The organism is Desulfobaculum sp. SPO524 (genome assembly GCF_044987625.1).
In the GTDB taxonomy this organism is placed as follows: Bacteria; Desulfobacterota; Desulfovibrionia; order Desulfovibrionales; family Desulfovibrionaceae; genus Desulfobaculum.
Map to the genome: position 1 here is coordinate 30,745 of NZ_JBJDSB010000002.1, position 24,194 is coordinate 54,938.

23 protein-coding genes are annotated in these 24,194 nt (G+C 62.2%); 11 read left to right on the forward strand and 12 right to left on the reverse strand.

Annotated elements, in window-relative coordinates; all coding sequences use genetic code 11:
* Positions 1-75: 75 nt before the first annotated feature.
* Positions 76-1,029 carry a rhomboid family intramembrane serine protease gene (locus ACI3L3_RS05730; protein WP_404844155.1) on the reverse strand — a complete coding sequence of 318 codons (954 nt, stop codon included), beginning with the start codon at positions 1,027-1,029 and terminating at the stop codon, positions 76-78.
* Positions 1,030-1,048: 19 nt separating this feature from the next.
* Positions 1,049-1,444: an FxsA family protein gene (locus ACI3L3_RS05735; RefSeq protein ID WP_404844156.1), complete on the reverse strand. Its 396-nt coding sequence runs from the start codon at positions 1,442-1,444 to the stop codon at positions 1,049-1,051.
* Between the two features lie 177 nt (positions 1,445-1,621).
* Here ACI3L3_RS05735 and ACI3L3_RS05740 point away from each other — a divergent pair, with 177 nt between their 5' ends.
* Positions 1,622-2,356 carry a S24 family peptidase gene (locus ACI3L3_RS05740; protein WP_404844157.1) on the forward strand — a complete coding sequence of 245 codons (735 nt, stop codon included), beginning with the start codon at positions 1,622-1,624 and terminating at the stop codon, positions 2,354-2,356.
* A 188-nt stretch (positions 2,357-2,544) separates the two neighbouring features.
* Here the strand turns inward: ACI3L3_RS05740 and ACI3L3_RS05745 are convergent, their stop codons facing one another.
* From ACI3L3_RS05745 to ACI3L3_RS05755, 3 genes are all read right to left on the reverse strand, one after another.
* Positions 2,545-2,931, reverse strand: a complete 387-nt coding sequence (locus ACI3L3_RS05745) for a hypothetical protein (RefSeq protein WP_404844158.1) — start codon at positions 2,929-2,931, stop codon at positions 2,545-2,547.
* A gap of 214 nt (positions 2,932-3,145) precedes the next feature.
* On the reverse strand, positions 3,146-4,669 hold the full coding sequence (locus ACI3L3_RS05750; RefSeq protein WP_404844159.1) for a carboxypeptidase M32: 1,524 nt from the start codon (positions 4,667-4,669) through the stop codon (positions 3,146-3,148).
* Between the two features lie 341 nt (positions 4,670-5,010).
* Positions 5,011-5,619 carry a MarC family protein gene (locus tag ACI3L3_RS05755; protein WP_404844160.1) on the reverse strand — a complete coding sequence of 203 codons (609 nt, stop codon included), beginning with the start codon at positions 5,617-5,619 and terminating at the stop codon, positions 5,011-5,013.
* 215 nt (positions 5,620-5,834) lie between these two features.
* On the opposite strand from ACI3L3_RS05755, the gene ACI3L3_RS05760 reads away from it, so the two are divergent.
* Positions 5,835-10,187 (forward strand): nidogen-like domain-containing protein, encoded by a 4,353-nt coding sequence (locus ACI3L3_RS05760; protein WP_404844161.1) that lies wholly within the window; start codon positions 5,835-5,837, stop codon positions 10,185-10,187.
* 90 nt (positions 10,188-10,277) lie between these two features.
* A complete protein-coding gene (locus tag ACI3L3_RS05765; protein WP_404844162.1) occupies positions 10,278-11,648 on the forward strand; it encodes a response regulator in 1,371 nt (456 codons plus the stop codon).
* Positions 11,649-11,788: 140 nt separating this feature from the next.
* Here the strand turns inward: ACI3L3_RS05765 and ACI3L3_RS05770 are convergent, their stop codons facing one another.
* Positions 11,789-15,643: a PAS domain S-box protein gene (locus ACI3L3_RS05770; RefSeq protein ID WP_404844163.1), complete on the reverse strand. Its 3,855-nt coding sequence runs from the start codon at positions 15,641-15,643 to the stop codon at positions 11,789-11,791.
* Positions 15,644-15,839: 196 nt separating this feature from the next.
* Here ACI3L3_RS05770 and ACI3L3_RS05775 point away from each other — a divergent pair, with 196 nt between their 5' ends.
* From ACI3L3_RS05775 to ACI3L3_RS05810, 8 genes are all read left to right on the forward strand, one after another.
* Positions 15,840-16,085 carry a hypothetical protein gene (locus ACI3L3_RS05775; RefSeq protein WP_404844164.1) on the forward strand — a complete coding sequence of 82 codons (246 nt, stop codon included), beginning with the start codon at positions 15,840-15,842 and terminating at the stop codon, positions 16,083-16,085.
* A 12-nt stretch (positions 16,086-16,097) separates the two neighbouring features.
* Positions 16,098-16,733 (forward strand): LysE family translocator, encoded by a 636-nt coding sequence (locus ACI3L3_RS05780; RefSeq protein WP_404844165.1) that lies wholly within the window; start codon positions 16,098-16,100, stop codon positions 16,731-16,733.
* Positions 16,734-16,753: 20 nt separating this feature from the next.
* A complete protein-coding gene (locus ACI3L3_RS05785; protein ID WP_404844166.1) occupies positions 16,754-17,527 on the forward strand; it encodes a hypothetical protein in 774 nt (257 codons plus the stop codon).
* Positions 17,528-17,633: 106 nt separating this feature from the next.
* The gene (locus ACI3L3_RS05790; protein WP_404844167.1) at positions 17,634-17,771 is read left to right on the forward strand and encodes a hypothetical protein; all 138 of its coding nucleotides are present in this window, start codon (positions 17,634-17,636) and stop codon (positions 17,769-17,771) included.
* 42 nt (positions 17,772-17,813) lie between these two features.
* On the forward strand, positions 17,814-18,302 hold the full coding sequence (locus ACI3L3_RS05795; RefSeq protein WP_404844168.1) for a hypothetical protein: 489 nt from the start codon (positions 17,814-17,816) through the stop codon (positions 18,300-18,302).
* Positions 18,303-18,379: 77 nt separating this feature from the next.
* Positions 18,380-18,607, forward strand: a complete 228-nt coding sequence (locus ACI3L3_RS05800; protein ID WP_404844169.1) for a hypothetical protein — start codon at positions 18,380-18,382, stop codon at positions 18,605-18,607.
* Entirely contained in the window at positions 18,607-18,813 is a 207-nt protein-coding gene (locus ACI3L3_RS05805; RefSeq protein WP_404844170.1) for a hypothetical protein, read from the forward strand. Before ACI3L3_RS05800 ends, ACI3L3_RS05805 begins: the two co-directional genes overlap by 1 nt.
* Before the next feature lie 80 nt (positions 18,814-18,893).
* Complete coding sequence (locus ACI3L3_RS05810) at positions 18,894-19,289, forward strand: PilZ domain-containing protein (protein WP_404844171.1); 396 nt, start codon at positions 18,894-18,896, stop codon at positions 19,287-19,289.
* A gap of 94 nt (positions 19,290-19,383) precedes the next feature.
* On the opposite strand, the gene rpe is transcribed toward ACI3L3_RS05810, so the two are convergent.
* The 6 genes from rpe to ahbC all read right to left on the reverse strand — a co-directional run bounded on the left by rpe (position 19,384) and on the right by ahbC (position 24,160).
* The gene (gene rpe, locus ACI3L3_RS05815) at positions 19,384-20,052 is read right to left on the reverse strand and encodes a ribulose-phosphate 3-epimerase (RefSeq protein WP_404844172.1); all 669 of its coding nucleotides are present in this window, start codon (positions 20,050-20,052) and stop codon (positions 19,384-19,386) included.
* Between the two features lie 21 nt (positions 20,053-20,073).
* Positions 20,074-20,538 (reverse strand): AsnC family transcriptional regulator, encoded by a 465-nt coding sequence (locus ACI3L3_RS05820; protein ID WP_404844173.1) that lies wholly within the window; start codon positions 20,536-20,538, stop codon positions 20,074-20,076.
* Positions 20,538-21,704: a heme b synthase gene (gene ahbD / locus ACI3L3_RS05825; protein WP_404844174.1), complete on the reverse strand. Its 1,167-nt coding sequence runs from the start codon at positions 21,702-21,704 to the stop codon at positions 20,538-20,540. The genes ACI3L3_RS05820 and ahbD overlap by 1 nt, the downstream gene beginning before the upstream one ends.
* Positions 21,694-22,701, reverse strand: coding sequence for a porphobilinogen synthase (gene hemB / locus ACI3L3_RS05830; RefSeq protein WP_404844175.1), 1,008 nt, complete (start codon positions 22,699-22,701; stop codon positions 21,694-21,696). Before hemB ends, ahbD begins: the two co-directional genes overlap by 11 nt.
* Before the next feature lie 62 nt (positions 22,702-22,763).
* The gene (locus ACI3L3_RS05835) at positions 22,764-22,919 is read right to left on the reverse strand and encodes a hypothetical protein (RefSeq protein ID WP_404844176.1); all 156 of its coding nucleotides are present in this window, start codon (positions 22,917-22,919) and stop codon (positions 22,764-22,766) included.
* A 59-nt stretch (positions 22,920-22,978) separates the two neighbouring features.
* Positions 22,979-24,160, reverse strand: a complete 1,182-nt coding sequence (gene ahbC, locus ACI3L3_RS05840) for a 12,18-didecarboxysiroheme deacetylase (protein ID WP_404844177.1) — start codon at positions 24,158-24,160, stop codon at positions 22,979-22,981.
* Positions 24,161-24,194: the final 34 nt, after the last annotated feature.

Here is a 24,194-nt window from a genome sequence, read left to right on the forward strand (position 1 = left end):
TGAAGCGACACCGCCCCTGTCCGGCTGGCCGGACAGGGGCGGTTTTGCGTTTGTGGGTGGGAAATTGTGTGGCAGTTACAGCAGCGCCGCCGCCCATGCCGCAAGGGGCAGGGCGATGGAGAGGGCGCCGCACAGGCGGGGAAGCGCCGGGTGCGCGGCAAGGCGGACGCCAATCTCACTGCCCGCCAGCAGACCCAAGGGCAACCCGGCCAAAAAGCCGAAGGCATGCGCACCAAGGTCCGTACGCTCGCCGCCAACGCCCAGCATGGCGAGCAGGGCAAGCCCGGCCACCACCGGGGCGACGGTGCGCCGGAAGCTGACGCCGTGTTCGCGCATGGCGCGGTAGGCCCCAAGGGCGGCCACTACGCCAAAGACGGCGGTGGATGCGCCGACGGAGACGTGGTTGACCAGGTGGGCGGCGGCGTTGAGCAGGTTGCCCAGTGCGCCGCTGAGGAGGAATACGCTCCACCCAAGGGCAAAGCCTGCCTCGGAGCAGAACAGCACCATAAAGACGCCCCCGATGAGGGCGTTGCCCGCCATGTGCGCCGCGTCGGCGTGCAGGGTGAGGGCAGTGACGGTGCGCCACCATTCCCCGGCCATAATGGCGGAGGCATCGGCCGCGCCGTGGGTGACCCATGTTTCGGGATACAGGCCAAGGCTGGGGAACGGGCGCGAACACACGGTGTGAAACAGGGCGCCCAGCAGCATGATGAGGGCCGTCTGCCATACCACGCGGCGCGAGATGGGGCGCGCGGCCTCCGGCGGCGCTTCGGGCGGGTTCTCCTGCGCGAAGTTCAGCACCTCATCCACGGCAAGGTCCATAAAGTCGCGGTGCACGTCGAGCCGCCAGCCCTTGCGCAGGGGCGTCAGGCGGTGGGGGATGCCCACCGCGCGCAGGGCAAGGGACCAGTCCTGCGCCATCGCGGCGGTAAGCCGCCGAGGGCGCTGCGTCAGCGGCAGGGCATCCATGATGTCACGCCATAGGGGCGCATCTGCGGATGTGGTGTCGCCATGGGAGGTATCCGACATGGCTTGTGGCTCCTCGCGCCTAATAGCGGCGGATGACGGTGACGTTGCCCTGACGGATCCAGTTCTCGAACTTTTTGCGGAGCACGTTTTTGAGGGCGGCGCGCACCGGGGGGATAAGCAGCAGAATACCGGCGCAGTCCGTGGCAAAGCCCGGAGTCAGCAGGACGATGCCCGCCACAAGGATGAGCAGGGCGTCCACCAGCTGACCGGTGGGCGTGACGCCACGCGCCATGTCCTCGCGGATGCGCATAAGCACGGATGTACCCTGTTGGCGGGCCAGCCACGCTCCGGCAAAGCCGGTAAGCAGCACAATGGCAATGGTGGTTTCCGCGCCGAGAAAGGAGCCAACCTTCATCAGCAGGTAGATTTCTATAAGCGGTATAACGGCAAACGCCGCGAAAAGTCTGAATAACATAGTGGAACGTTCCTTGATGCGTTGCAGGTTCGGGGTGGAGCATGACCCATTTCGTCCGCTTTGAAAAGGGGAACCGAAGCTACTGAAAAATATGGCATAGCTTGACGCGTGTTGAGTAACGCTTTAATCCTAAATGCCAAAAAGACGAACATCGCGCGAGCGAGGAGGATACAGACCATGGCACACACCACGCAGGGCGGCGCAGGCGGAACCCGGAGCAAACCCGCAGAGGTGGGCGCGGCCCACGTTATCGCGCGCATCATCGAGGCGCTGGGCATTGGCACGCAGAGCGCGTTGGCGCGTGAGCTGGGCGTCAGCCGTGGTGCCATCTCCGACGCGAAGTCCAAAAATAAAGTCCCGGCGGAATGGCTGCTCAAGCTGTTCCGTACGCACTCCCTGAATCCCTTTTGGCTGGAGACGGGCCACGGGGCGAAGTTCCTGCGCGAGGATACCGTCCGCCGCACCGTGCGCGACGCCCCCGCGCCGGAGCGGGAACCGCAGTACGACTACGTCCCCCTTGTGGCGGCGCGCCTGTCTGGCGGCGGCGGAAGCGCCCAGACCAGCGACCGCGTGGTGGAGTATTACGCCTTTCAGCGCTCGTGGCTGCGCAGTAAGGGATCTGTGGATGATATGCGCCTGATGCGCGTCACCGGCGAGAGCATGTCCCCCACACTTGATGACGAGGACATCGTGCTGGTGGACCTCTCTCAGAATGACATCCGAGTGGGCAAAATTTACGCCGTGCGCATGGACGATGAGATTGTGGTCAAACGCTTGGAGCGCAAGCCCGGCAAGCTGGTGCTGGTCAGCGACAACAGGCGCTTTTACGAACCACAGGAAATCCCCCTTGGTGACCAGAGCAACGTGGAGGTGCTGGGGCGCGTGGTGTGGATGTCGCGCGAGATTCGATAGGGCGTTCGCGTGCCTTCTTGCGCCGTGTGAGCTACGGGCAGCAGGAAAAATGCAATTTGTGGGGAGGTTCCCCAGTCGCAGGAAAGGCGGCCGTTTCCGTAAGGAAGCGGCCGCCTTTTCGTTGCGGAGCAAAAGCGGGGGAGCGGTGTGGGATGGACACCACGGTGGGCGGCAGGTCCGCCAGACGGCTACTGCGCCAGCACGTCCTTGCTGGGGGCGCGCAACTGCACGGTGCAGAAGGTGGTGCACAGCATGAAGGCTTCGTCATGCAGTGAGGCCTGCCGCAGCAGCTCAAGCGAAACCGGCGACAGCGGACGGGAGCCGACTTCCATGAAGTCCATCAGCGCCTCGGCCGTTGGGAAGACCTCTGCGGTGCACATGGTGCGCTGGCCGCAATTGGTAATGTGGAAAACCGATGCCAATACGTATTGGCCGAAGGTCGTCTTGTAGAGGACGGTATCCATCCAGTTTTCCATGAAACCCACGAATTCGCGCTCATCAACCAGAGCGATTTCGGAGCCGTTAAAGACGAGGTCGGGCTGGCCGTTTCGGTGCAAAGTGAATTGTTCCATCATTCTCCCCCCTTGTCGTGAAATCCAGTGCGCTGCATCCGTTTTGTACTGTCAAGTCCATAAAATGGGACTTACTCACAGCATAGAGCAGAATTGCGAAGGAATGTAAAGGGAAAGATGAGAAAAACATTTCATAATTTTTTCTGAATGCTCCTGAAGCCCTGAAATGCATTGAAATCGCGATGGAGTAAAATTTCAGGGTATTGCTGGTGTTTGGCTACGATCGTTTCGGACGCAGGCCATAGAGCTCCGTATATTTGTGTTCCAGATGGGAAATGAGCGCGCTGGCGTCCGGTGCATTCCCGGTGACCTCGCGGACAAGGTCGCGCGGGTCGAGGCGTGCGCCCTTGGTGTGGATGGCGGTGCGCAGCCAGCCCAGCAGCGGGGCAAAGTCGCCACGGGCAAACATGGCCTCAAGGTCGCCCAGCTCGCGCCGCGCGGCGTCCATGAACTGGGCGGCGTAAATGTTGCCCAGCGCGTAGGTGGGAAAGTAGCCAAACAACCCCGCGCCCCAGTGCACGTCCTGCATAACGCCGCTGGCAGAATCCTTGGGCGTTACGCCAAGCAGGGCGTACATGCCTTCGTTAAAGGCGTCCGGCAGTTCGTGCACGTCCAGACTGCCGCTCATGAGCCGCCGCTCAAGGTCAAAGCGCAGAAAGATATGCATGTTGTAGGTCAGTTCGTCGGCGTCCGTGCGGATGCAGCCGGGATGCACGGCGTTGACCGCGTAGTAAACCTTGTTCAGCAGGGCGGAACGGAAGGCCTCAAAGGCGTAGGCGGCAAAGGGCAGGTAGTGCGTCCAGAAGCCGTGGGAGCGGGCCACAAGGTTCTCCCACAGGCGGGATTGGGATTCATGGATGCCAAGGGAGGCGGAGCGCCCGCAAGGGGTGCCAAAATGGTCTCCGGGCAGGCCCTGCTCGTACAGGGCGTGGCCGCACTCGTGCACGCAGCCGAAAAAGGCCTCGGCAAAGTCGTTGTCGCGGTAGCGCGTGGTGACGCGTACATCGCCGGGACCGATGCGGGTGCAGAAGGGATGCGCAGTGGTGTCCATGCGCCCGCCCATAAAGTCGAAGCCCATGTCCGTCATGACGTGGCGGGCAAAGCGCTCTTGCTCCTTGGGCGGAAAGTGGCGGGTGACGACTTCCGCACTGCGGGTGCCGCCGCGCTGGGCAATGCGGCCCAGCAGGTCCGCGCTGGCGGATTGCAGGGCGTCAAAAAGTGGCGCGACGGACGCCGCTGTTTCGCCGGGTTCGTATTTGTCCAGCATGGCGTCGTAGGGTTCGCGCTCGTAGCCAACGGCGTCTGCCTCTTCACGGCGCAGGCGCAAAAGGTGCTCCACATAGGGGAGAAAGCCTTTCCAGTCGTTCTTGGGGCGCAGGCGCTCCCACGCGCTTTCGCCCTGCGCCGCCGCGCGGGCTGTGGCGACGGCGAGGTCTTCGGGGATGCGGCTTTGGCGTTCGTGCTCGCGCTGCCAAATGCGCAGGTTGGCGCTGATGTCCGAGTCCGGCCCGGCCTCGCGCGCAAGGCCGAGGCAGGCGTGTATGGCGTCGGCGCGGCGCGGGTCCGTGCGGCGGGTGTGGATGATGCGCGTCAGCGTGGCGATTTGTTCGGCGCGGTGGTGGTGCCCAAGGGGCGGCGCATAGGTGCCTTGGTCCCAACTGAGCAGGGAAACGGTGGTTTCAAGGCGGGCGGTGTCCACGGAATGGGCGCGCAGCCAGTCATAGGCTTCTCTTGGGGGCATGGGACCTCCTGTAGGGGCGGGGCTTTTTGGGAACAAGTGTACGGTATTGCGCCGCGCGCAGAAAGTGGCGGCGCGCTCCTTGGGGAGAAAAAACGAGCGGCGGCGGCATCGCTTGAAGCGATGCCGCCGCCGAATGGTGTGCCAAGTGGTGTGGTGGATGGTACTGCGCCCCCGCGCGCGTGCAGGGCGCGTGGGCGCGGGGCGTCAGTGGTGCGCCGCGTCCGGGGCGTGGCGCCGGGCCGAAACGCATGGGACGGCCACGCCCAGGGCGAGGTTGCCCGGTGGCACCGTGGCGCTGGACGCGCTGCGGTGCGGAAATGGCAGTCTGCATGGCGGCGGTCCTACAGCGAGTGGACAAACAGCCGGATGCCGTCTTCGAGCATCTGGCAGGACATAAGAATAAGGATAAGTCCCATCAGCCGCTCCGCAGCACGCAGACCGCGCCGCCCCAGCAGCTTGGTCAGGACCGGGATGAGCAGCATGATGATGGCCGTAGCGGTCCAGGCCACCACAATGGAGGACAGCAAAATGGTATTGTTGTCCGGGCGGTGGGCATACACCATCACCGCCGCCAGCAGGGACGGGCCGGCGATAAGGGGCACCGCAATGGGCACAAAGAAGGGGTCGTCGTCCATGGCGTCGGCGTTGTCGGCCTCCGCCGGGGGAAAGACCATCTTCATGGAAATGATGAACAGGATGGCGCCACCGGCAATGCGCATGGTGGATTGGCCAATGTCCAGAAGGGCCAGTAATCCTTCGCCAATGTACATAAAGACGAGGATGACCAGCAGGGCGAAAAGGCATTCGCGCAGGATAATGCTCCGCTGCCGCGCAGGGGCCTGATTTTTGAGCAGTGAAAGGGAAATGGCTCCGTTACCAACGGGGTCCATGATCAAAAAGAGTGGGAAGGCGATCTCAAAAATATGCTTGGCGACAGCGTAAGAATCCAAATTTGTTCCTCCTGGAGTGATATTGCGGTGCGTTTTGTGGTGCGTTGCTTGGTGTGTTGCTTTCTGCCGATGATGATGCATTCCGTATGTTTGTTGGAAAATGCAGGATGTGCTACGAGAAAAGTCAAGTTTCCTCTTTTTCGGGATGGCTTTGCCGACTATACTGATGGCAAACTCGAAAATCCCGCCAACACCCGCTACATCGGGAGAGTGCCATGCAACAGGTCGGTGAAGTTGCATCAATCAAAGGCCAAGCTTTTGCCGAGTCGGCAGATGGCGCGCGACCTCTTGAGGTCGGCAGTCCCATATACGCTCAGGACGTTCTTGTCACGTCCTCCGGAGCCAATGTGGAGGTTCGCTTTGCTGACGAAAGCGTGCTGTCGCAAGGCCCGGACGCGCGGCTGACCGTGGACGAGTACGTCTATGAACCAGACGACCCGTCCGCCTCCGGCATGCTGCTCAACATGGCCAAGGGCACCTTCCGTATGGTGACCGGAAAAATCGTGGAGGACAACCCCGATGGCGTCACCATGCAGTCGCCCCTTGCCACCATCGGCATCCGCGGCACGGGTGCGGACTTCGTCATTGGCGAGGATGGTGGCGAAAAGTACGGCATCTTCGACTATCACGAGCTGGACCTTGTTATTACCACGGAGCAGGGCACCCGTTTCATCACCGGAGCGAACGAGATAGTGGATGTGTTTGCGGATGGCACCATGGGCGCGCCACGTCCTTACAGCCCCACAGAGCAGCAGATGCTGCAGAACATGGCTCCCATCACCGTTGTGCCGGGGCTGTATCAGGCCCCAGACGCCCCGCAGGATGAAGGCGGCGAGGGCGGCGAAGACGAGGGCGACGCCGAAGGTGAAGGTGACGGAGAGGGCGAAGGTGAGGGCGAAGGCGAAGGTGAGGGCGAAGGCGAAGGTGAGGGCGAAGGCGAAGGCGAGGGTGAAGGAGAAGGCGAGGACGAGCTTGCCGGGGATGAACTGGCCGAGGGCGAAGGCGAAGGGGAGGAGGAACTCCCCGAGGAAGGCCCCGGTGAGGAGCAGCCCGGAGAGGGCGCGGAAGGCGAAGAACAGCCCGGCGATGAGGAGCTTCCTGACGAAGAACTCCTTGCTGGCGGCGACGAGCTGGAAGGCGAAGGCTCCGGCGACGAGCAGCCCGGTGAAGGCCCAGAAGGTGCCCCGGAAGGTGCTCCTGATGACGCCCCGGACGAGCTGGCGGCCCTAGGCGACGGCGGCCCGGAGGATGACCTCCCCGGCGAGGAGCCCGGCCTCGGTGACGGCCTTGGCGATGATCTTGGCGACGGGCAGGATGATTTTGGTCCTGATGGCGACGCTGGCCCCATTACCGGCGGCGAGACCGGCTTTGAAACAGGTAGCGGTTTTGACGGTGGCACCGACCCCTTTGGCGGGGACGACGCCTTTGCAGGCGAAGGCACCGGAACCGGAACGGGCGTTGGCGCCGGTACCGGGACAGGCCCCATCAATACTGGTGGGCAGGGCACCAATGACGACCTTGTGGACCTTATTACCGAACCCCCTGTCACGGGCGACGATGATGACGATGACGACGACATCATTCCCATTGCCGATGATGACACCGCCCCCACAGGCGACGACACGCAGGCCTCCGGCGACACGGGCAGCGGCGATACAGGGGGCGACACCTCCACAGGCGACGATGACGATGATGACGACTATCCCGTCGACCTCAGCGCGCTCAATCAGGTGAAGGGCACCAGCGGGGCGGACTCCCTGGTTGGCACCTCGGGCGGCGACGCGATGTACGGCGGTGACGGCAACGACACGCTCGATGGCGGCGCCGGCGGCGACGTTATCTTCAGCGGCGCAGGAGATGACGAGGTCCACGGCGGCGACGGACAGGACTTCATTGTCAGCGGCGCGGGCAACGACCTCTACTACGGCGACAGTCCCTACGACAATTTTGACTGGCTGGAGTACGACCGCGACAAAGAAGGCGACTACACCAATGGCCGCGGCGGCGACGGCACGGGCGTGTATGTGGAGCTTGGCGATGCCACCGTGCCCGGAACCGGAGAGGGCACGGCCATCGACGAATGGGGCGACACGGATACCATCATTGGCGTTGAGGGCGTGGTGGGCGGCTTTTTCCGTGATACGCTCATCGGCAATTCGTCCGACAACGAGCTTATCGGGCTGGAGGAAGACGACAGCATCAACGGCATGGGCGGGAACGACCTCATCGACGGCGGCGAGGGGGCGGATACCCTTATCGGCGGTACCGGCTCCGAGAGCGGTTTTGACCTCATTTCCGGCGGCAGCGGGGACGACTCCATCCTTGGCGGCAACGAAACCTCAGACCCCGGCGACCCTTCGGCAGGGATTATGGGGTCCATGGTGGAGCAGCAGGGAAGCCTTGTCAGCGGTCTTGGCGGTTCGGTGGGCTTTGGCGAAAATTCCTTGGCCCGTGGTGACAGCGTCTCCGAGTTTGTCGATTTGTCCGACACCTTTATCCATGGCATCGGATTTGGGGGTGAGACCTACACGGGTGTGTACGTGAACACCAACGGCACCATCAGCTTTGGCTCGGCCTTTACGGACACCACCACAACGCCGCTGTCCATTGTGGAAACGCCCATCATCGCCCCGTTCTGGGCGCATGTGGACACCAGCGGCGGCGTGGCGACAGGCGCGGACCTGAACAACGGCAACTCCGAAGGCTCCAACCTTGTGTGGTACGACATAGACTCATCCCACAATATCCTCACCATCACCTGGGACGATGTGGGCTACGCCACAGGGAAGATTGACCATACCAACGCCTTCCAACTGCAAATCATCGACCGCAGCGACCGCAACATGGGCGATTACGACATCGTCATCCGGTACGAGGACATCGGCTGGGTGGACGACACCGACCCCACAGGCGCGGGCACAGGAACCAATCCGGCGCGCGTTGGTTGGGCGGACGGGACGGGCAGATTTGAAGAGCCGCCGGAATCCGCCGATGCGGACGACCTTGCCAACCTTGCCACCACGGAAGGCAACGTGGGGACGGACGGCTTCCAGTACTTCCAGGTCGTCAATGGTGAACTGCGTGAATTCTTCCAGACCAGCGACGGCCTGTACGGCGGGGACGGCAACGACACAATTGATGGAGAAGGCGGCAACGATGAGATAGGCGGCGACCTTGGCAACGATATGCTCATCGGCGGCATGGGCAACGATTATGTCTGGGGTGGTGCTGGCCTGGATACGCTCATCGGCGGCGAAGGCAACGACTCCCTCGGCGGCGAGGACGACGCGGACGTCATGTATGGCGACGATACGCAGGGCATGCTTTCGGGCGCGGATACGCTCTATGGCGGCTATGGCGACGACACCATGTATGGCGGCGGCGGGGCGGACTCGCTGTATGGCGAGGACGGCGACGACGAGTTGGACGGCGGAGGCGGCGCGGACTTGGTCTCCGGCGGTGACGGGTTTGACGACCTTTTCGTCAGCGGCGGCGCGGATACCTTCGACGGCGGCGCTGACGGCGACATGCTGTCCTTCATCAACGGTGCCACAGGCGTGAGCCTGACGCTGTCCACAGGGATGGATACGCTGAATTATGACGGTGACGTCATTACCTACAACGATATCGAAGGCATTGAAGGCTCCCTGTACAACGACACCCTCACCGGCAACAGCGAGGCCAACGAACTCGATGGCGAAACCGGCGATGACTACATGAGCGGCGAGGCCGGAGACGATACCCTTGGCGGCGATGAGGGGGCGGATACCCTCCTTGGCGGTGGCGGCGCGGATATGCTCACTGGCGACGCCGGGGCGGATTCCCTGAGCGGCGGCACCGAGAACGACACCATGGACGGCGGGGCGGATAACGACACGCTGGATGGCGGCGACGGCGCGGACTTGGTCTCCGGTGGCCTTGGCGATGACCAGCTTATCGTCAGCTACGGCGCGGATACGTTCTCCGGCGGCGACGGCACGGACCTGATCGACTTTGTCAGCAGCACGTCGGGGATGAATATCACCCTTGGCACCGGCGGCAGCGGAACGTTCTCCTACAGCGGCTACACCAATGTGTATCAGGAAATTGAGGGCTTTATAGGTTCGGCCTATGCCGACTCGCTGAAGGGCAACGATGACGCCAACACCCTAAAGGGTATGGACAACAACGACCAGCTCTTTGGCTTTGGCGGGGACGACTACCTGTACGGCGGCCTTGGCGTGGACGCCCTGACCGGCGGCGATGGCAATGACACCTTCTACTACGCGGACACCACCGACGGCGGCGACAGCATTGTTGACTTTGACAACACCACCTACGACGACATCTTCGTCTTCGACTCGGCCAATTTCGACTCGTCGGCAGGGTTTGTGGATTCCGCCATTGGCGGCTATGACGGATCCAATGGCAGTCTTGGCACAAGCGATGCCACCTTTGTCTACGATTCCACAAACAACGAGTTGTGGTATGACTCCAACGGCGATAATTCGGGGGGCGCCCAGTCCATAGCAACCGTATCGGGCGATGCGGTTACGGTCGCTGACATCGACTTCACCACGCCCACTTAGCAAGTGAAAACAGCCCAGCCATGCTGCGGCGTGGCTGGGCTGCCGCGTTTGCGCGTGCAGCGCGCTCAGTCAGGAAGGGGAGGGCCGTCCATGTCGGCGAAGCAAAATATCGGCATCCTTGTGGGGGAACCAAGCACCACCGTTGCCAACATCATTGCCAAAATCCTTACGGATAATGGCTACAGCAAGGTGGCGTACTCCACGGACCCCGAGGAAATATTCACCATCCTCAAGGAGCGCGATACAGACATCGCCCTGTTGGATTTTGACATGACCGTGGCCGAGAGGTTCGCCCTGCTGGACCGCATCGCCACGGACCGGGAATTGTATCACCTGCCCATGATTCTCATGGGGCGCGGCGCGCCTGTCGGCATCATCGACGAGGCCATGCGCCTTGGCGCGCGCGATTACATCAACAAGCCCTTCACCCCCTATCTGCTCATGGTGCGGCTGGAGAAAATCCTCTTCGGGCCGCGTAAGCCCATTCGCCGCCCTATCTTCAAGGACGAAGGCATCGCCGCGCCGGACGCCGTGCACGAGGAGCTGTCACACTCCTCGGACAGCGTGCTGAAGCAAAAGGCGCTGGCCCTCAAGCTGGTGCAGGAAGGCCAAAACCTGCTGGAACTGCGCAAATACGACAAAGCCATCGCCAAGTTTGCTGCGGCGGCGCGGGTGCATATGTTGTTTCCGGAAGCCTACATTGGCCTTGCCGAGGCCTTTCGCGGACAGGGCAATCTGGAGCGCTGGGGACAGTTCATGGGCAAGGCGGCGGAGACCTATGCGTGGCTGGACAAGGACGACAAGGCCGCGGATATTTACACCCGCGCCCGCAAGGCCGACCCGCAAGCCCCCAACCCCTTTAAAACCGTTGCGGACCACATGGCGCAGCAAAAGGACAACCGCGCCCTGACGCGGCTGTATACGCGCGCAGTGGAGGTGGACCCGCAAAGCGACGCCGCGCGTATAGGCCTTGCCCGCGCGCAGATGGAAAATGGCGACAAGGACGCCGCGGCCAAGACCCTTGCCCCCATCGCCTCGCGCGAGGCCATCCCCTCGGAGTTGCAGGGGCTGGCCCTTGAGGTGCGGCGCACGAATTCCCGCCCGCAAAACTCAACGGGCAGCCGCATTGACTTCATTGAGGCGGCAGGCGGCTTTGATGGCCACGAAAAGCGCCGCGCCCGCCGCATCCCCCTTGCCGAGTACGCGGCGCGTTTGCCGCAGAAGGAGCACAACTACCAGATTGTGGACGCCAGTGTCCTTGGCATCAGCTTCAAACACGGCGGCGAGACCTTCGAGATTGGCGAGAGCGTGACGTTTGACCTGATGTCCCTCAGCGGGGTGAAGGTGAAAAAGGTGGAGGCCATTGTGCGGCGGATAACGCCGCTGGTGGTGGGGTGCGAACTGCGGGGCATGAGCAAGCGCCAAGTCGAGCAATACACTTCAATTGTGCCGCCGGAGTAGCGCCGGACCGGCAACAAATCCCTTAAATATGCATTCCCGTCATGGCGGGGCGTGTGGCGTCAGGGCGCGCTGATTGCTGGCGCTTTCTGGTGCGCGGGGCGTGCCCTGACGAAGCGCCAGCGGTGGCCGCTCAGCGCTGTCTACTTGGGCGTCAGCGGCAGGCGGAGGATGAAGGTTGTCCCTTCGCCTTCCTCGGACGTGAAGCTGATGCTGCCGCCGTGCTTTTCCACAATGACGGAATGGGCGATGTTGAGGCCTTGCCCCGTCCCCTTGCCGACGTCCTTGGTGGTGAAGAAGGGGTCGAATATGCGGCCCTGCACGGACTTGGGGATGCCTGCCCCCGTATCCGATATGCGTATCTCCATGTCGTCGCCGTCGCGCCGGGCGGAGATGGTAATCAGGCCCTTGGTTGTGCCGTCCTTGCCCACTTTGTCCGCAATGGCGTGGGAGGCGTTGATGATCATATTCAGCACCACCTGATTGAACTCGTCCGGCAGGCAGAGAAGCGGCGGCAGGTCCGTTGGAACGTCCGTTTCCAGCTCCGCGACGTACTTCCATTCATTGCGCGAAATCGTCACCGTGCTTTCAATGGCGGCCGCGATGTCCACGGGCACCTTCTCCTGCGCGCCGGGATGGGCGAAGTTCTTCATGGACCGGACAATCTTGGAGACGCGCTCCACGCCCTCAATGGTCTGGGTGATGGCGGTGGGCACCTCCTCGCGCAGGTAATCGAGGTCTATGTCGTCAATCATCTCCGTCACGCGTTGGCGCAGGTCCGCCGTATCCTCTCCGGCGTCCAGCCGGGCAAGCAGTTCGCCATATAGGTCGATGAGCGCTGTGTAATCGGTGTAGGCATCGGACAAAAAGCGCGTGTTGTCCCCAACATACTGGGTGGGGGTGTTGATTTCGTGCGCAATGCCCGCCGCTAGCTGGCCGATGGATTCCAGCTTCTGCGCCTGCAGGGATTGGTGCTGCATGACCATCAGGTCCGTGATGTCGTTGCCAAGCAGCAGACAGCCGCGCGTGCCTTCCCCGTCGCTGCGGATGGGGTGCAGGCTCAGGCCAAGGATGCGCTTTACACCATCGGCGCGGGTGTAATGGATTTCATCAATGCGCAGGGCTGTGCTGTTGGTTTGGCAGCGGTCCATGGACTGCATGACCACGTCCTGATCCCAGCTCAGGGCAAGGTCGGACAGGTGGCGGCCAATGGCGTCCGCCGCGGGGATGTTGAAGACCTCTGTGGCCTTGGTGTTCCAGTGCCGGATGGCGCCCTTGGAGTCGACGCCAATGAGGATGGACGAGATGGACGAGAGCAGAAGCTCCATCTCCGCATTGGCGGTGAGCAGGTCGCGCTCGGTTTGCTTGAGGGCTGTGATGTCGATGAAGTTATGGACAATGGAGCGCTTGCCGCCGAGCAGGGCCACAACCTCGTTGCCAAGGATGGGGATTTCCGTCCCCTGCGCGGTCACGAGAATGCCCTGCCCGGACAGCCCGCGTATGGAACTGCCGTCACTGATGCACAGCGAGCCGGGACCGGGCTGGATAAACTCCGAAAAGTCGCGGCCCACCAGTTCGTTTCGTGGCAGGCCAATAAGGTCCGAGGCCACGGGGTTGGCGTCCACGATGGAGAAGGTGTCTATGTCCGCCACCACAATGCCTGCCTGGAGGCTATTGAATATTGTACGCAGCCATTTTTCGCTTTCGCCGAGGCTGCGCTCCACCATGCGCTGGTGGGTGACGTCCATCACCACGCCCACAACGCGGCTGGCGCGGCCATATTCGTCCAGTCCAATGGCTTTGGCGTGGATTTCCAAATGAATCCACCGCCCCGCGGCGTGGCGGAACTTGATGGTGGTGGTCAACTGCTGGGTGACGCCCTGAATGAAGTCGGAATATTCATCCAAAAAGCGCGTGCGGTCATCCGGGGCAAAACGTTCGTTCCACCAGTCCAGCTCTGCCGCCTCGTAGGGCAGGTGGCTGGACTCGTACCCCAGAAGCTGCGGGAGCTTTTGGTCCACAAAGGCGGTTTCGGGGTCCACGGGGATTGTGTGCTCGTAAATGACTGCGCCGCTGGCTTCAAAGGCGAGGGCCATACGCTCGCGCTCAAGGCGCAGGGCCTCTTCCATGTGCTTGCGGGCGGAAATATCCTGCCCGTGGATGTTTACGTAGTGTTGTTCGGGAACCGGGGCAAAGACAAAGGCGTAATAGCGGCGCTTGATGGCGATTTCCTTGCGGATGACGGCGTTGTCCGTCAGGCACTGCGCTGTTGGTTCGGCAAGCTCGGTGGGCAGGGTGTACAGGCAGCCTTCCGTGCCAAGGGCGTCGCAGGCCGGGCTGTTGCTGTAGAGAATATTGCCGTCGGAGGAGACGCGCAGGATGGGGTTTGGATTCTCGTCGGGGAAGCGGGCAAGGGCGCGGCGCTCGCGTTCGTTTTTGCGCTGGATGGTTACGTCGCGGACCATAAGCAGAATATAGTGCTGTTCGCCGTAGTCGAGGGTGGTGGCGCGCAGTTCGCATTCGAACTCCGTGTTGTCGAAGCGGCGGCAGAAGGGGGCGGCAAAGGTGTCGAGGCCCTGCGCAAAGTTGTCCATGACGTTGCGCACGGTCTCCACATGGTCCGGGTGCAGCAACTCCGTGAGGTGGATGCCCCGCATAGTGTCCTGCGTGGTGTTAAACAGCGTGACGGCGGTGGTGTTGGCTTCCACCACAGTGCCGTGCTCATTCACAATAAGCAGACCATCGGACACGGACTCGAAGATGATGCGGTATTCCTGCTCGCGCAGTTCCAGTTCCTGCGTGCGCTCTATGACGCGTTGTTCCAAAAGCTGCTGCGAGCGCGCGCTCTCTTCCGCCGCGTCCTGCAGTTTGGCGAGGAAGACGTTGAACAGGCTGGCAAGGGTGCCGAACTCGTCGTTGGAGGTGACCTCCGCCCGGACGGCGTAGTTGCCGTCTGCCCCGCGCTTGAGCAATTGGACCAAGGTATTCATACGGCTCTGCATCCGCGAGGCAAAAAGCGAAGCGAGAACGAGTCCGGCAAGCAGGCCGCCGGCCGTGGCCCCCAGTACGGCAAGCCGCAGGTGATTGAGCGGCAGGGAAAAGGTGCTGGGCAGTCCGGCCACCATAACCACCCAATTAAGCGTGGGCAGACGCAGGTGATACATAAGCATGGTGCGCGGCATGGGCAGGGGCGGCGGGGCGAGGCTGACGGTCTGAAAGCCCGTGGGCGTGGAAAGAACGGTGTTGATGTAGGCCTTGCCGTCGGCGTCGGTGGCGCTGGCGATATTGCCCTCGAGCCATGGATGGGCCACGGTCTCTCCGGAGAGGGTAAGCACCGCGCTGAATCCGGATGGCCCGATGCGGTGGGCGAGGGTGCCCTTGCGCAGGTCGCCGATGTCGACAAGGTCCAAAAATTCGCGCTTGCTCGCCGTGGCGGAGATAATCCAATCCCACGGCAGAAAGTGCACCATGAAGAGGATTTTTTCCTGCGGCGGGCCCAGCTTGTTGCCGGGGCGTTCGTACTCAAGAAAGCCGCTTTTGCGGCGCATCTGCTCGCGGACAAAAGGGAGGTCGACGCCGGTCAGGTGTCTGGCTTGATCACTGGGGTGGTAGATAAGCTCGCCCCGGCTGTTGATGACATACAGGTAGCCCTGTTTGCCAATGGATACGCCTTGCATGGCGGCGATGGCGCGGCGTTTGGCCTCTTCTTCCGTCAGGGCGCCGTTGTGGGTCTGTTCGTACAACTGCATGGTGATTTGCAGTTCATTGTGGGCCACAATGCGCAGGTTGTCCTTTACGGAGGTGGTGGCGACGGTCTCCACCATATTGGCCAGCGAATGGGTGCTGTGCATGAGCACCGAGCGCAGATGTTCCCCTTCCACTTTGCGCAGCGAAACTTCCAGCGCCGCGCCGATTCCGGCCAGTGCCAGAAGAAACACTGCGGCAAACGCGGTGAAATACCGAAAGCTGATGCTGGAGCGGAAGGACTCGGACGCCATGGTCATTTCTCCTTGCGCGTCTGCGCCGGGCACGAGGGGACGAATATATATGGTATTCTACGCAGCAGATGAAAACAACCGATTCCCGGATATGTGCGGGTCTTTTTCCCTGCGCGCAAGATGGGTGGAGGTCCGCATCGGGATTTGATAGTGGTAGGGGGATTTACGCCGCACGTGGACAAAATGGAGGTGCGACATGGGAATGAAAAAAAAGATGCTCGGCTGGGCTATCCGCAAGCAGATAGAGGCCCATTCCGATGAAATACAGGCCGAGGTGGAGCGGGTGAAAGGTATCCGCTCCGTGAGCGAGGCCAAGGACTATGGCAAGGAAAAGATTGGTCAGGCCCGCGAGGTCTGGCAGGAACACGGTCCCGGCATCAAGGACGCCGCACAGCGGGAGTGGGACCGCATGAAAAAGCGCCTGAAGGACGCTGACAAATAAGGACAACACGCGATGTTTGGAATTGAGGATTTTTTTGTATTTTTGGCGGCTGGGCTTCTTCTGAATATTACCCCCGGGCCGGACATGGTTTACGTGGCCACGCGCAGCGCCGGACAGGGCCGCCGCGCGGGCGTGGCCTCGGCCTTAGCCATCACTGTGGGCTGTGTGTGCCATACGGTGGCGGGCGCGCTGGGGCTGTCTGTGGTGCTGGCGCACTCCGCACTGGCGTTCAACATTGTGCGCTGGGTCGGCGCGGCATACCTCATCTGGATGGGTGTTAAGCTCTTTATGACGCCGCCGCAGGACGGCGGCGAGGTGACGCAGGCGGTGGACGCCGAGCAGTCGTTCTTCCAAATCTTTCGGCAGGGGCTGGTTGTGGCGCTGTTCAACCCTAAGGTCGCGCTGTTTTTCCTGTCCTTTTTGCCGCAGTTTGCGGACCCGGCATCGGCGGACTTCACCCGTCAGGTCATGATCCTTGGGTTGACCTTTACCACCACGGGGTGCGCGGTGATGATGGCCGTTGCGCTGTGCTTTGGGTGCGTGAGTTCGTGGGCGTCCGGGCGGCCCGGTCTGCGCCGGATGCAGACGCGCGCCACCGGCGGCGTGTTTGTAACGCTTGGCCTGTGCCTTGGCCTGTCCGAACGCTGAATCCAGCAGGAGAATGACGCATGGGCAAGGGAATAGAGGAACTGGCCGACAGCCTGATGCACGAGACCCTCGTGGAGGCGGCGACAACATTCTTTGGCGCGCGCAAGAGCCTTGAGGACGAAATAGAGGCCTATACCGCCTCTCTCGACGCGCTGGAAAAACTGGAAAAGCGGATGCTGGCGCGGGTGGGGGCGGTGCATTATCTGCTCATCGACCGCGCCGGGCTGGCCGCGTTTTTTGACGCTTTGGACGTGCGCGCGCCGCACCTTGAGGATATGTCCGCCCCGGAGCACCGCGAGACCGCGGGCCTCACCCCGGGCCTCGCCCTGACGCGGGCGGGGCGCTATGCGGGGCTGCTGGCCAAGGCCTACCACGAGATGCAGCAGGAGGTGGACATCTATCTGCATGGTCAGTACTACGACGCTCCCGATGGTTCCGGCCGCAAACTCATCACGCCAAACTACACGCAGGTGCACGGCTGGTGCGAGCGCATCAATACGCGCATTGAGGCCGTGAACCGTGACCACTCGCCGTCCGGCACCCTGTGCTTCGTCAAGGGGCTGGACCCGGCGGCGCTGGAGCGCCAGCGCCTTGCGGGGGGCACGTTTTCCAACTACTGCTCCGAGATTGACGAGGAACTGAAATTCCAGCCCGTGCAGTGCCTTGGCATGCACGCGGTGCATCCGCCGGACCTGCCGCCCCTTGCGGCGGTGAAAAAGCCGCTGAAGGCCTTTGCCAAGGTGTATTTTAAGCAGCACGCCGAGGAGCTGACCGCGCGGATGGCGGCGCTGTAGCGCTGTGGACGTGGCGGGGCTGGCGGCCAAGGTGCTTGCGCGTCGTGGTGCAAACAGCTAGGACTGTCAGGTCGTTATCATCACGAACCGCGCCGGGAGGTCGGCCATGTGGGCATCACTTTCCAGAGGGATGCAGATTATCATCATAACCGGGCTGTTTTCCGTCGTGGCCTTTGGCATTGGGGCGCTCATCGTGTGGCGTCACAACCGCACAAAGGGTGACGGGGACGACGCGGACCGCTAAGCGCGGGACCGTCCGCCACGCCGCCGCAGACGCGCAGGCTGCATGGGCCGCAAAAGGCCCGCCGCCGCGCCCCAGCAGGCCGTGGACGTGGCCGCGCCACAGGAATCAATGAAGCACCACGTATTTTCCATGAACGGACTGCGCCGCAATGGCTGGAAGATTGGCTACGTCGCCGCAGGCCTTGTGTACGCCGTGCTGAGTCAGGTGTATGTGCCGTATGCGATACGGTTTGTCCCCCTTGCGGTCTGGGGCGCCGGCCTTGTGGCCATTGGTGTTGCCGGGCGCAGGTCCGGGGACGCACTGCGCCGCCACAGGTGGAAGTTTGGCTATATTGCCGCGGGGCTGCTGTTCATTCCACTCAGCCGCCTGTTCGTGCCGTTTTGGGTGCGGGTTCCTCTTTTGGCGGTGTGGACCATAGGCCTTGTCGGCATAATGTGTACCGGGCTGTACTCCGCCGTCCGCGGCTCTCGGCGTAGGTCGTATGACGCCACAGCCGCCCATGATGTGGCGGAGGACGATGCGGACCGCTAGCGGTCCCGTCTGGACACGGCGCAGGGTGCGCCAGAGTATTTCGAGCACAGAGAGCACAAGAGCGAGGGAGCGTAGAAATGCGGATGCTGAAGCTGTTTATTAAGATATTGGGATTCGTCCTGGCCGTGCCGTTCATCACGTACGGCTTTTTGGGCATCATTCGGTTCCTGCAGTTGGAGAACGTGATTGATTCCTATCTGGGCCTTGTTGGATCCTATAAAAACCCGGTCACGGCGTTTATTCTGGTCATCATTGGCGTCTGCCTCGTCTATGGCCTGAATGCGCTGTCGGACAAGATGCGCTAATGAAGAACTCACTGATTTCCGATTCCGGATTGCGCCGCAATGGCTGGAAGATTGGGTACTTTGCCGCGGGTATTTTGTTTATTCCCCTCAGCCGCCTTTTCGTGCCGTTTTGGGTGCGTTTTCCCCTTCTTGCGGCGTGGGCCATTGGCCTTGCGGTCATTTTGGCCCGTCAGCTGTCCCGCCCGGACGACTCTTCCGGTTCCTAACCGGGGCTGACACGCAACACGATTCATCGTATTCTACAGGCGGACCACCAGCCCCCACACCGGGGAAAGGGAGGGATGCCATGCCGGATAGGCGCAAGCGAAGCCGCGTGGAAACGCACTTTGCCGGGGTTGTGTTCTGCGAAAGCCGCGACTTTTCCATTGCCACGGAAAATATAAGCCTCAAGGGCGCGCTGTGCGAGGTGGTGGACGACACCGCCGAGGGCCTTGACGGCGAATCGTGCATCATGCGCATCACGCTGTCTGCCGATGCGGTCATTGAGGTGCGCGGGTCCCTTGTGCGCGCCGGGAGGAACAGGGTCGCCATTGACTTTGAGGAAATGGACCCCGATTCCTACGCCCACCTGCGCAATATCGTCCGTCTGCTCGCCGATGACGCGGACCTCATTGACGAGGAGCAAACCGCCCGCGGCTTTGACGGAGATGAGGACGACGACGCCTTTGAACGCCACAATTAACGCGCCCCCTCGCGGCGCTCTGCGACTGTATACAGAAAGGCGCCCTGCCGCATTGTGCGGCAGGGCGCCTTTTATGTGTGGCTTTGGGCGGCTGTTACAGCGCGCCAGCGGCCTTCAGGAACGTTTCGTGGCGCTCCTTGTAGGGCGGATGCTTGAAGAAGGCGGAGCCGGAAACCAGTACGTCCGCGCCGGCGGCCACGAGGTCCGGGGTGTTTTCCGGCGTGCAGCCGCCGTCCACCTGAATGAGCATCTCCGGGTTCCAGTCGTTGCGCAGGGCAGACAGTTCGGAGAGCTTGTCCATGGTGAAGGGGATGAACTTCTGGCCGCCAAAGCCCGGGTTCACGCTCATGAGCAGGACCATGTCCAACTGGGGAATGAGGTATTCCACGTCAAAGAGCGAGGTGGCGGGGTTGAGCGCAACGGCGCACTTGGCGCCAAGGCGGCGGATTTCGCTGACGGTGCGCTCCAGATGGCGGGTGGTCTCGGCGTGGACGCAAATGAGGTCCGCGCCAGCGTCTACAAAGTCCGCAAGATAGCGCTCGGGCTCTTCAATCATCAGGTGCACGTCGAAGAAGAGGTTCGAGTTCTTGCGCAGGGCCTTGATGATGGGCTGGCCGAGGGTGATGTTCGGTACAAAGCGGCCGTCCATGACGTCCCAGTGCACCCATTTGAGTCCGGCCTCTTCCAGAGCGTTCAGCTCCTCGGTCATGCGGCCGAAGTCGCAGGACAGAAGGGAGGGGGACAGGATGAATTCACGCTGCATTGGTATGGTCCTCCGGCGGGCTTAGGCCCCGTCGGTGTTGTGGTTCATCTTAAAGTCCACCTTAATCTTATACAGCATGTCCGCGGGCAGGTTGAGGATGTCGATACCGGTCTTGCGCGTGATGGCGGCAAGGGTTTCGGCCACAATCTCCGGGGACTCGCCAATAAAGGTGAACCAGACATTAAAGTGGTGGTTTCGCAGATAGTTGTGGGTGACGCCGGTATGGGCGTTTACCTCTGCGACAAAGTCGTCGAATTTGTCCTCGGGCACGCAGGCGGCGCACAGTGTGGAGTGCCAGCCCAGCGCCTTGGACTGGAAGTTGCCGCCAATGCGGCGGATGACGCCCTGCTGCTTGAGGGCGCGCACGCGGGCCAGCGTTTCGGCCTCCGTGAGGCCAATGCGCTCGCCCACCACCGCGTAGGGGCGCGATTCCAGCGGAAAGTCGGACTGGATGATGTCGAGAATCTGCTTGTCGAGGGAGTCCATTATGCCTCCTTCTTGGCCTTGCGCGGGGTGTAGGTGCACAGCGGCTCTTCGGCAAGGTGGCTGCCGTTCATGGTGTAGGCGCGGGCGCGGCAGCCGGCGCAGACCTTATGGTATTCGCACACGCCGCATTTGCCTTCAAAACACTTCTGGTTGCGGAACTCGTTGAAGTGCTTGGAGTTGGCCCAGATTTCCGGGAAGGGCGTGTCGCGCACGTTGCCGCAGTCCAGGTCAAGGTAGCCGCAGGGCTGCACCTGTCCGGTGTGGGAAATAAAGCAGAAGCCCACACCACCAAGACACCCGCGGGACACGGCGTCGAGGCCGAAGTTCTCGAAGGTGACGGGGATGCCCTCTTCCTTGGCGCGCTGGCGCAGAATGCGGTGATAGTGCGGGGCGCAGGTGGCCTTGAGCTGCATGTCCGTGGTCTTGCGGAAGTCATAGAACCAGTTGAGCACGTCCTCGTACTCGGCGGCGGTGATGATTTCCTCGCCGATTTCGGCGGCGCGTCCGGTGGGGACAAGCAGGAAAATGTGCCACGCCGCCGCGCCAAGGTCTTCGCACAGCCGGAAGATGTCGCGGAACATGCCAAGGTTGCCCTTGGTCACGGTGGTGTTGATCTGGAATTCCAGGCCGGCTTTTTTGAGGTACTCAATGCCGCGCATGCTGGCGGCGAATGCACCGGGCACGCCGCGGAATTCGTCGTGGCTGGCGGCGTCTGGGCCGTCGATGGAGATGGACACGCGCTCAATGCCCGCGGCCTTCATCTCCTTGGCGCTTTCCTCGGTGATGAGGGTGCCGTTGGGGGCCATGACGCAGCGCAGGTCCTTGCTTTTGGCGTAGCGCACCAGCTCCGGCCAGTCCTTGCGCATCATGGGTTCACCGCCGGTGAAAATGATGATGGGGCTGCCGGTTTCGGGGAAGGTGTCGATAAGGGCCTTGGCTTCCTCGGTGGAAAACTCACCGGGGTATGGCTCCGTGTGCGCTTCGGCGCGGCAGTGCTTGCACGCCAGATTGCAGGAGCGGGTGATCTCCCATGCGATGAGCCGCAGCGGCGGCGCCGCGCCCTCGGCCTGAGCGTGTCCGTGCGGCGCGCCGCCCGGATGGCCCTTGCCGGGATGCCCGGCAGGCGCTGCGCCCGGATGCTCGAAACTGTCTTGTCTATCGCTCATTCTCGCTCCTCAGCAGGCGCAGAACGTCCTCGGTAAAGTAGGTCATAATGATTTCCGCACCGGCGCGCTTGATGCCGATGAGGGATTCCATCATCACCGCGTCGCCGTCCACCCAGCCGTTGAGGGCGGCGGCCTTGATCATGGCGTACTCGCCGCTGACCTGATAGGCGGCCACCGGGCAGTCAAAGCTGTCGCGCACGGCGCGGATGACGTCCTGATAGGGCATGGCGGGCTTGACCATGATGATGTCCGCGCCTTCCTCGATGTCGGCCGCGGCTTCGCGCAGGCCCTCGCGGAAGTTGCCGGGGTCCATCTGATAGGTGCGGCGGTCGCCGTGGGAGGGGCAGCTTTCGGCGGCCTCGCGGAACGGACCGTAGAAGGAGGACGCATACTTGACCGCGTAGGACATGACGGGAAGGTCGGCGTAGCCGGCGTCATCCAGCGCGGTGCGGATGGCCAGCACGCGGCCGTCCATCATATCCGACGGGGCGACCATGTCGGCCCCGGCCTCGGCGTGGGAGACGGCCGTCTTGGCCAGCAGGTCGAGGGTGGGGTCGTTCTGCACAAGGCCGGTGGTATCGTTCTCGTCCAGCAGGCCGCAGTGGCCGTGGGAGGTGTACTCGCACAGGCACACGTCGGTGGCGATGACAAGGTCGGGGAAGCGCTTTTTCAGGCGGCGCGTGGCGCGCTGCACAATGCCGTCCTCGGCGTATGCGCCGGAGGCGATAGCGTCTTTTTCGGCGGGGATGCCAAAGAGCATGCAGGAGCGCATGCCAAGGGCAACGGCCTCGGCGACCTGCTTTTCCAATTCGTCAAGGGAGAGCTGGAACTGACCGGGCATAGCCCCGATGGGCTTGCGCAGTGCCGGGTCGTTCGTCTCCACGACGAAGTAGGGCATCATGAGGTCTTCGGGCAGGATGGTCGTTTCGCGGACGAGGGCGCGCATGCTGGCGCTGCGGCGCAGTCGGCGTCCACGGTAGAATGCAGGCAGGTCCATGGTATGAACTCCTTTATGCATAGGCGCCGGGACGCGTGCTCAGACGCGCCCCGGCGTGGACGTTATTTGGATGAATGTCGGTTCATTGCCGCTTCGGCTGCTTTGGCCTTGGCGCGGCGTTTGGAGGCCTCGGCCTCGCGCGCGGCGTAGGCCTTGCAGAATTCACATTCCTCGCGCAGCTCCATCACGTTGGTGCAGCGGCGCTGGTGGATTTCCACGGCCTGATCCAGAACGGCGGTAGCCCGGCCGCCCTGAAGCGTGTTGAAGAACAGGCGTCTTACCGCTTGATTTCTTCGTCTGTTAAATAGCACGCCGGGTCGGGAGCCCACACGTCCCCGTAGTATGCTTCGGCCCGGGCCCTGAAATTGCCGCCGCAGATGGCGAGGTATTTGCATTCTGCACACCGTCCTTTCACGTGGCTTTTCTTATCCTTAAGCTGGTGGAGCAGCTCGATATTCGGGTCGTCCCAAATTTCGGAGAAGGGGCGCTCGAGAACGTTGCCAAAGGTGTGGTTGCGCCAGAACTGGTCCGCGTGGACCTGTCCGTCCCAGGAGATGCAACCAATGCCGCGGCCGGAGTTGTTGCCTTCGTTGAAGTTCAAAAGCTCGGCAACTTCTTCGGCGCGTTTGGGATCTTCCTGCAGCAGGCGCAGGTAGACGAGGGGGCCGTCGGCGTGGTTGTCCACGGTGAGAACTTCTTTCTCAAGGCCGTCGTCAAAGCACTTTCTGGTCTCGTCCATGATGAGGTTGACCACGTCGCGGGTTTCCTGATGGTCAAGGTCTTCCTTGATCAGTTCGGAGCCGCGGCCGGAGTAGACGAGGTGGTAGAAGCAGATGCGGGGGACTTCAAGGTCGCGCAGGAGCTGGAACAGCTTGGGCACTTCCTGCTGGTTGCGCTTGTTGATGGTAAAGCGCAGGCCCACTTTGAGGCCCTCGGCCTTACAGTTCTCAATGCCCTGAATGGCGCGCTTGAATGCGCCGGGCACCTTGCGGAACTTGTCGTGGATTTCCTCGCCGCCATCAAGGGAGATGCCCACGTAGGACAGGCCGATCTTTTTAAGCTCTGCGGCCTTTTCCTTGGTGATGAGGGTGCCGTTGGTGGAGATAACGGCACGCATGCCGTTTTCCGTGGCGTATTTGGCAAGGTCGGGCAGGTCCTGACGGACGAGCGGTTCGCCGCCGGAGAAGAGCATGACAGGCGCGCCGTAGTCGGCAAGGTCCTTGATAAGGGTCTTGGCCTGCGTGGTATCAATCTCGTCCTTGCCGTCGGGGTCCACGGCCTGTGCGTAGCAGTGCACGCACTTGAGGTTGCAGCGGCGGGTCATGTTCCAGACCACGACCGGCTTTTTATCTTTGGAGAACTGCAGCAGGTGGGAAGGCAGTTTGCCGGATTCACGCCCGTAGCGCAGGGCGTCCGACGCTTCCACGGCGCCGCAGTACAGTTTCGAAATGCCTATCATGAGCGCCTCCGTATTGATTCGCCGGGAGCATGTA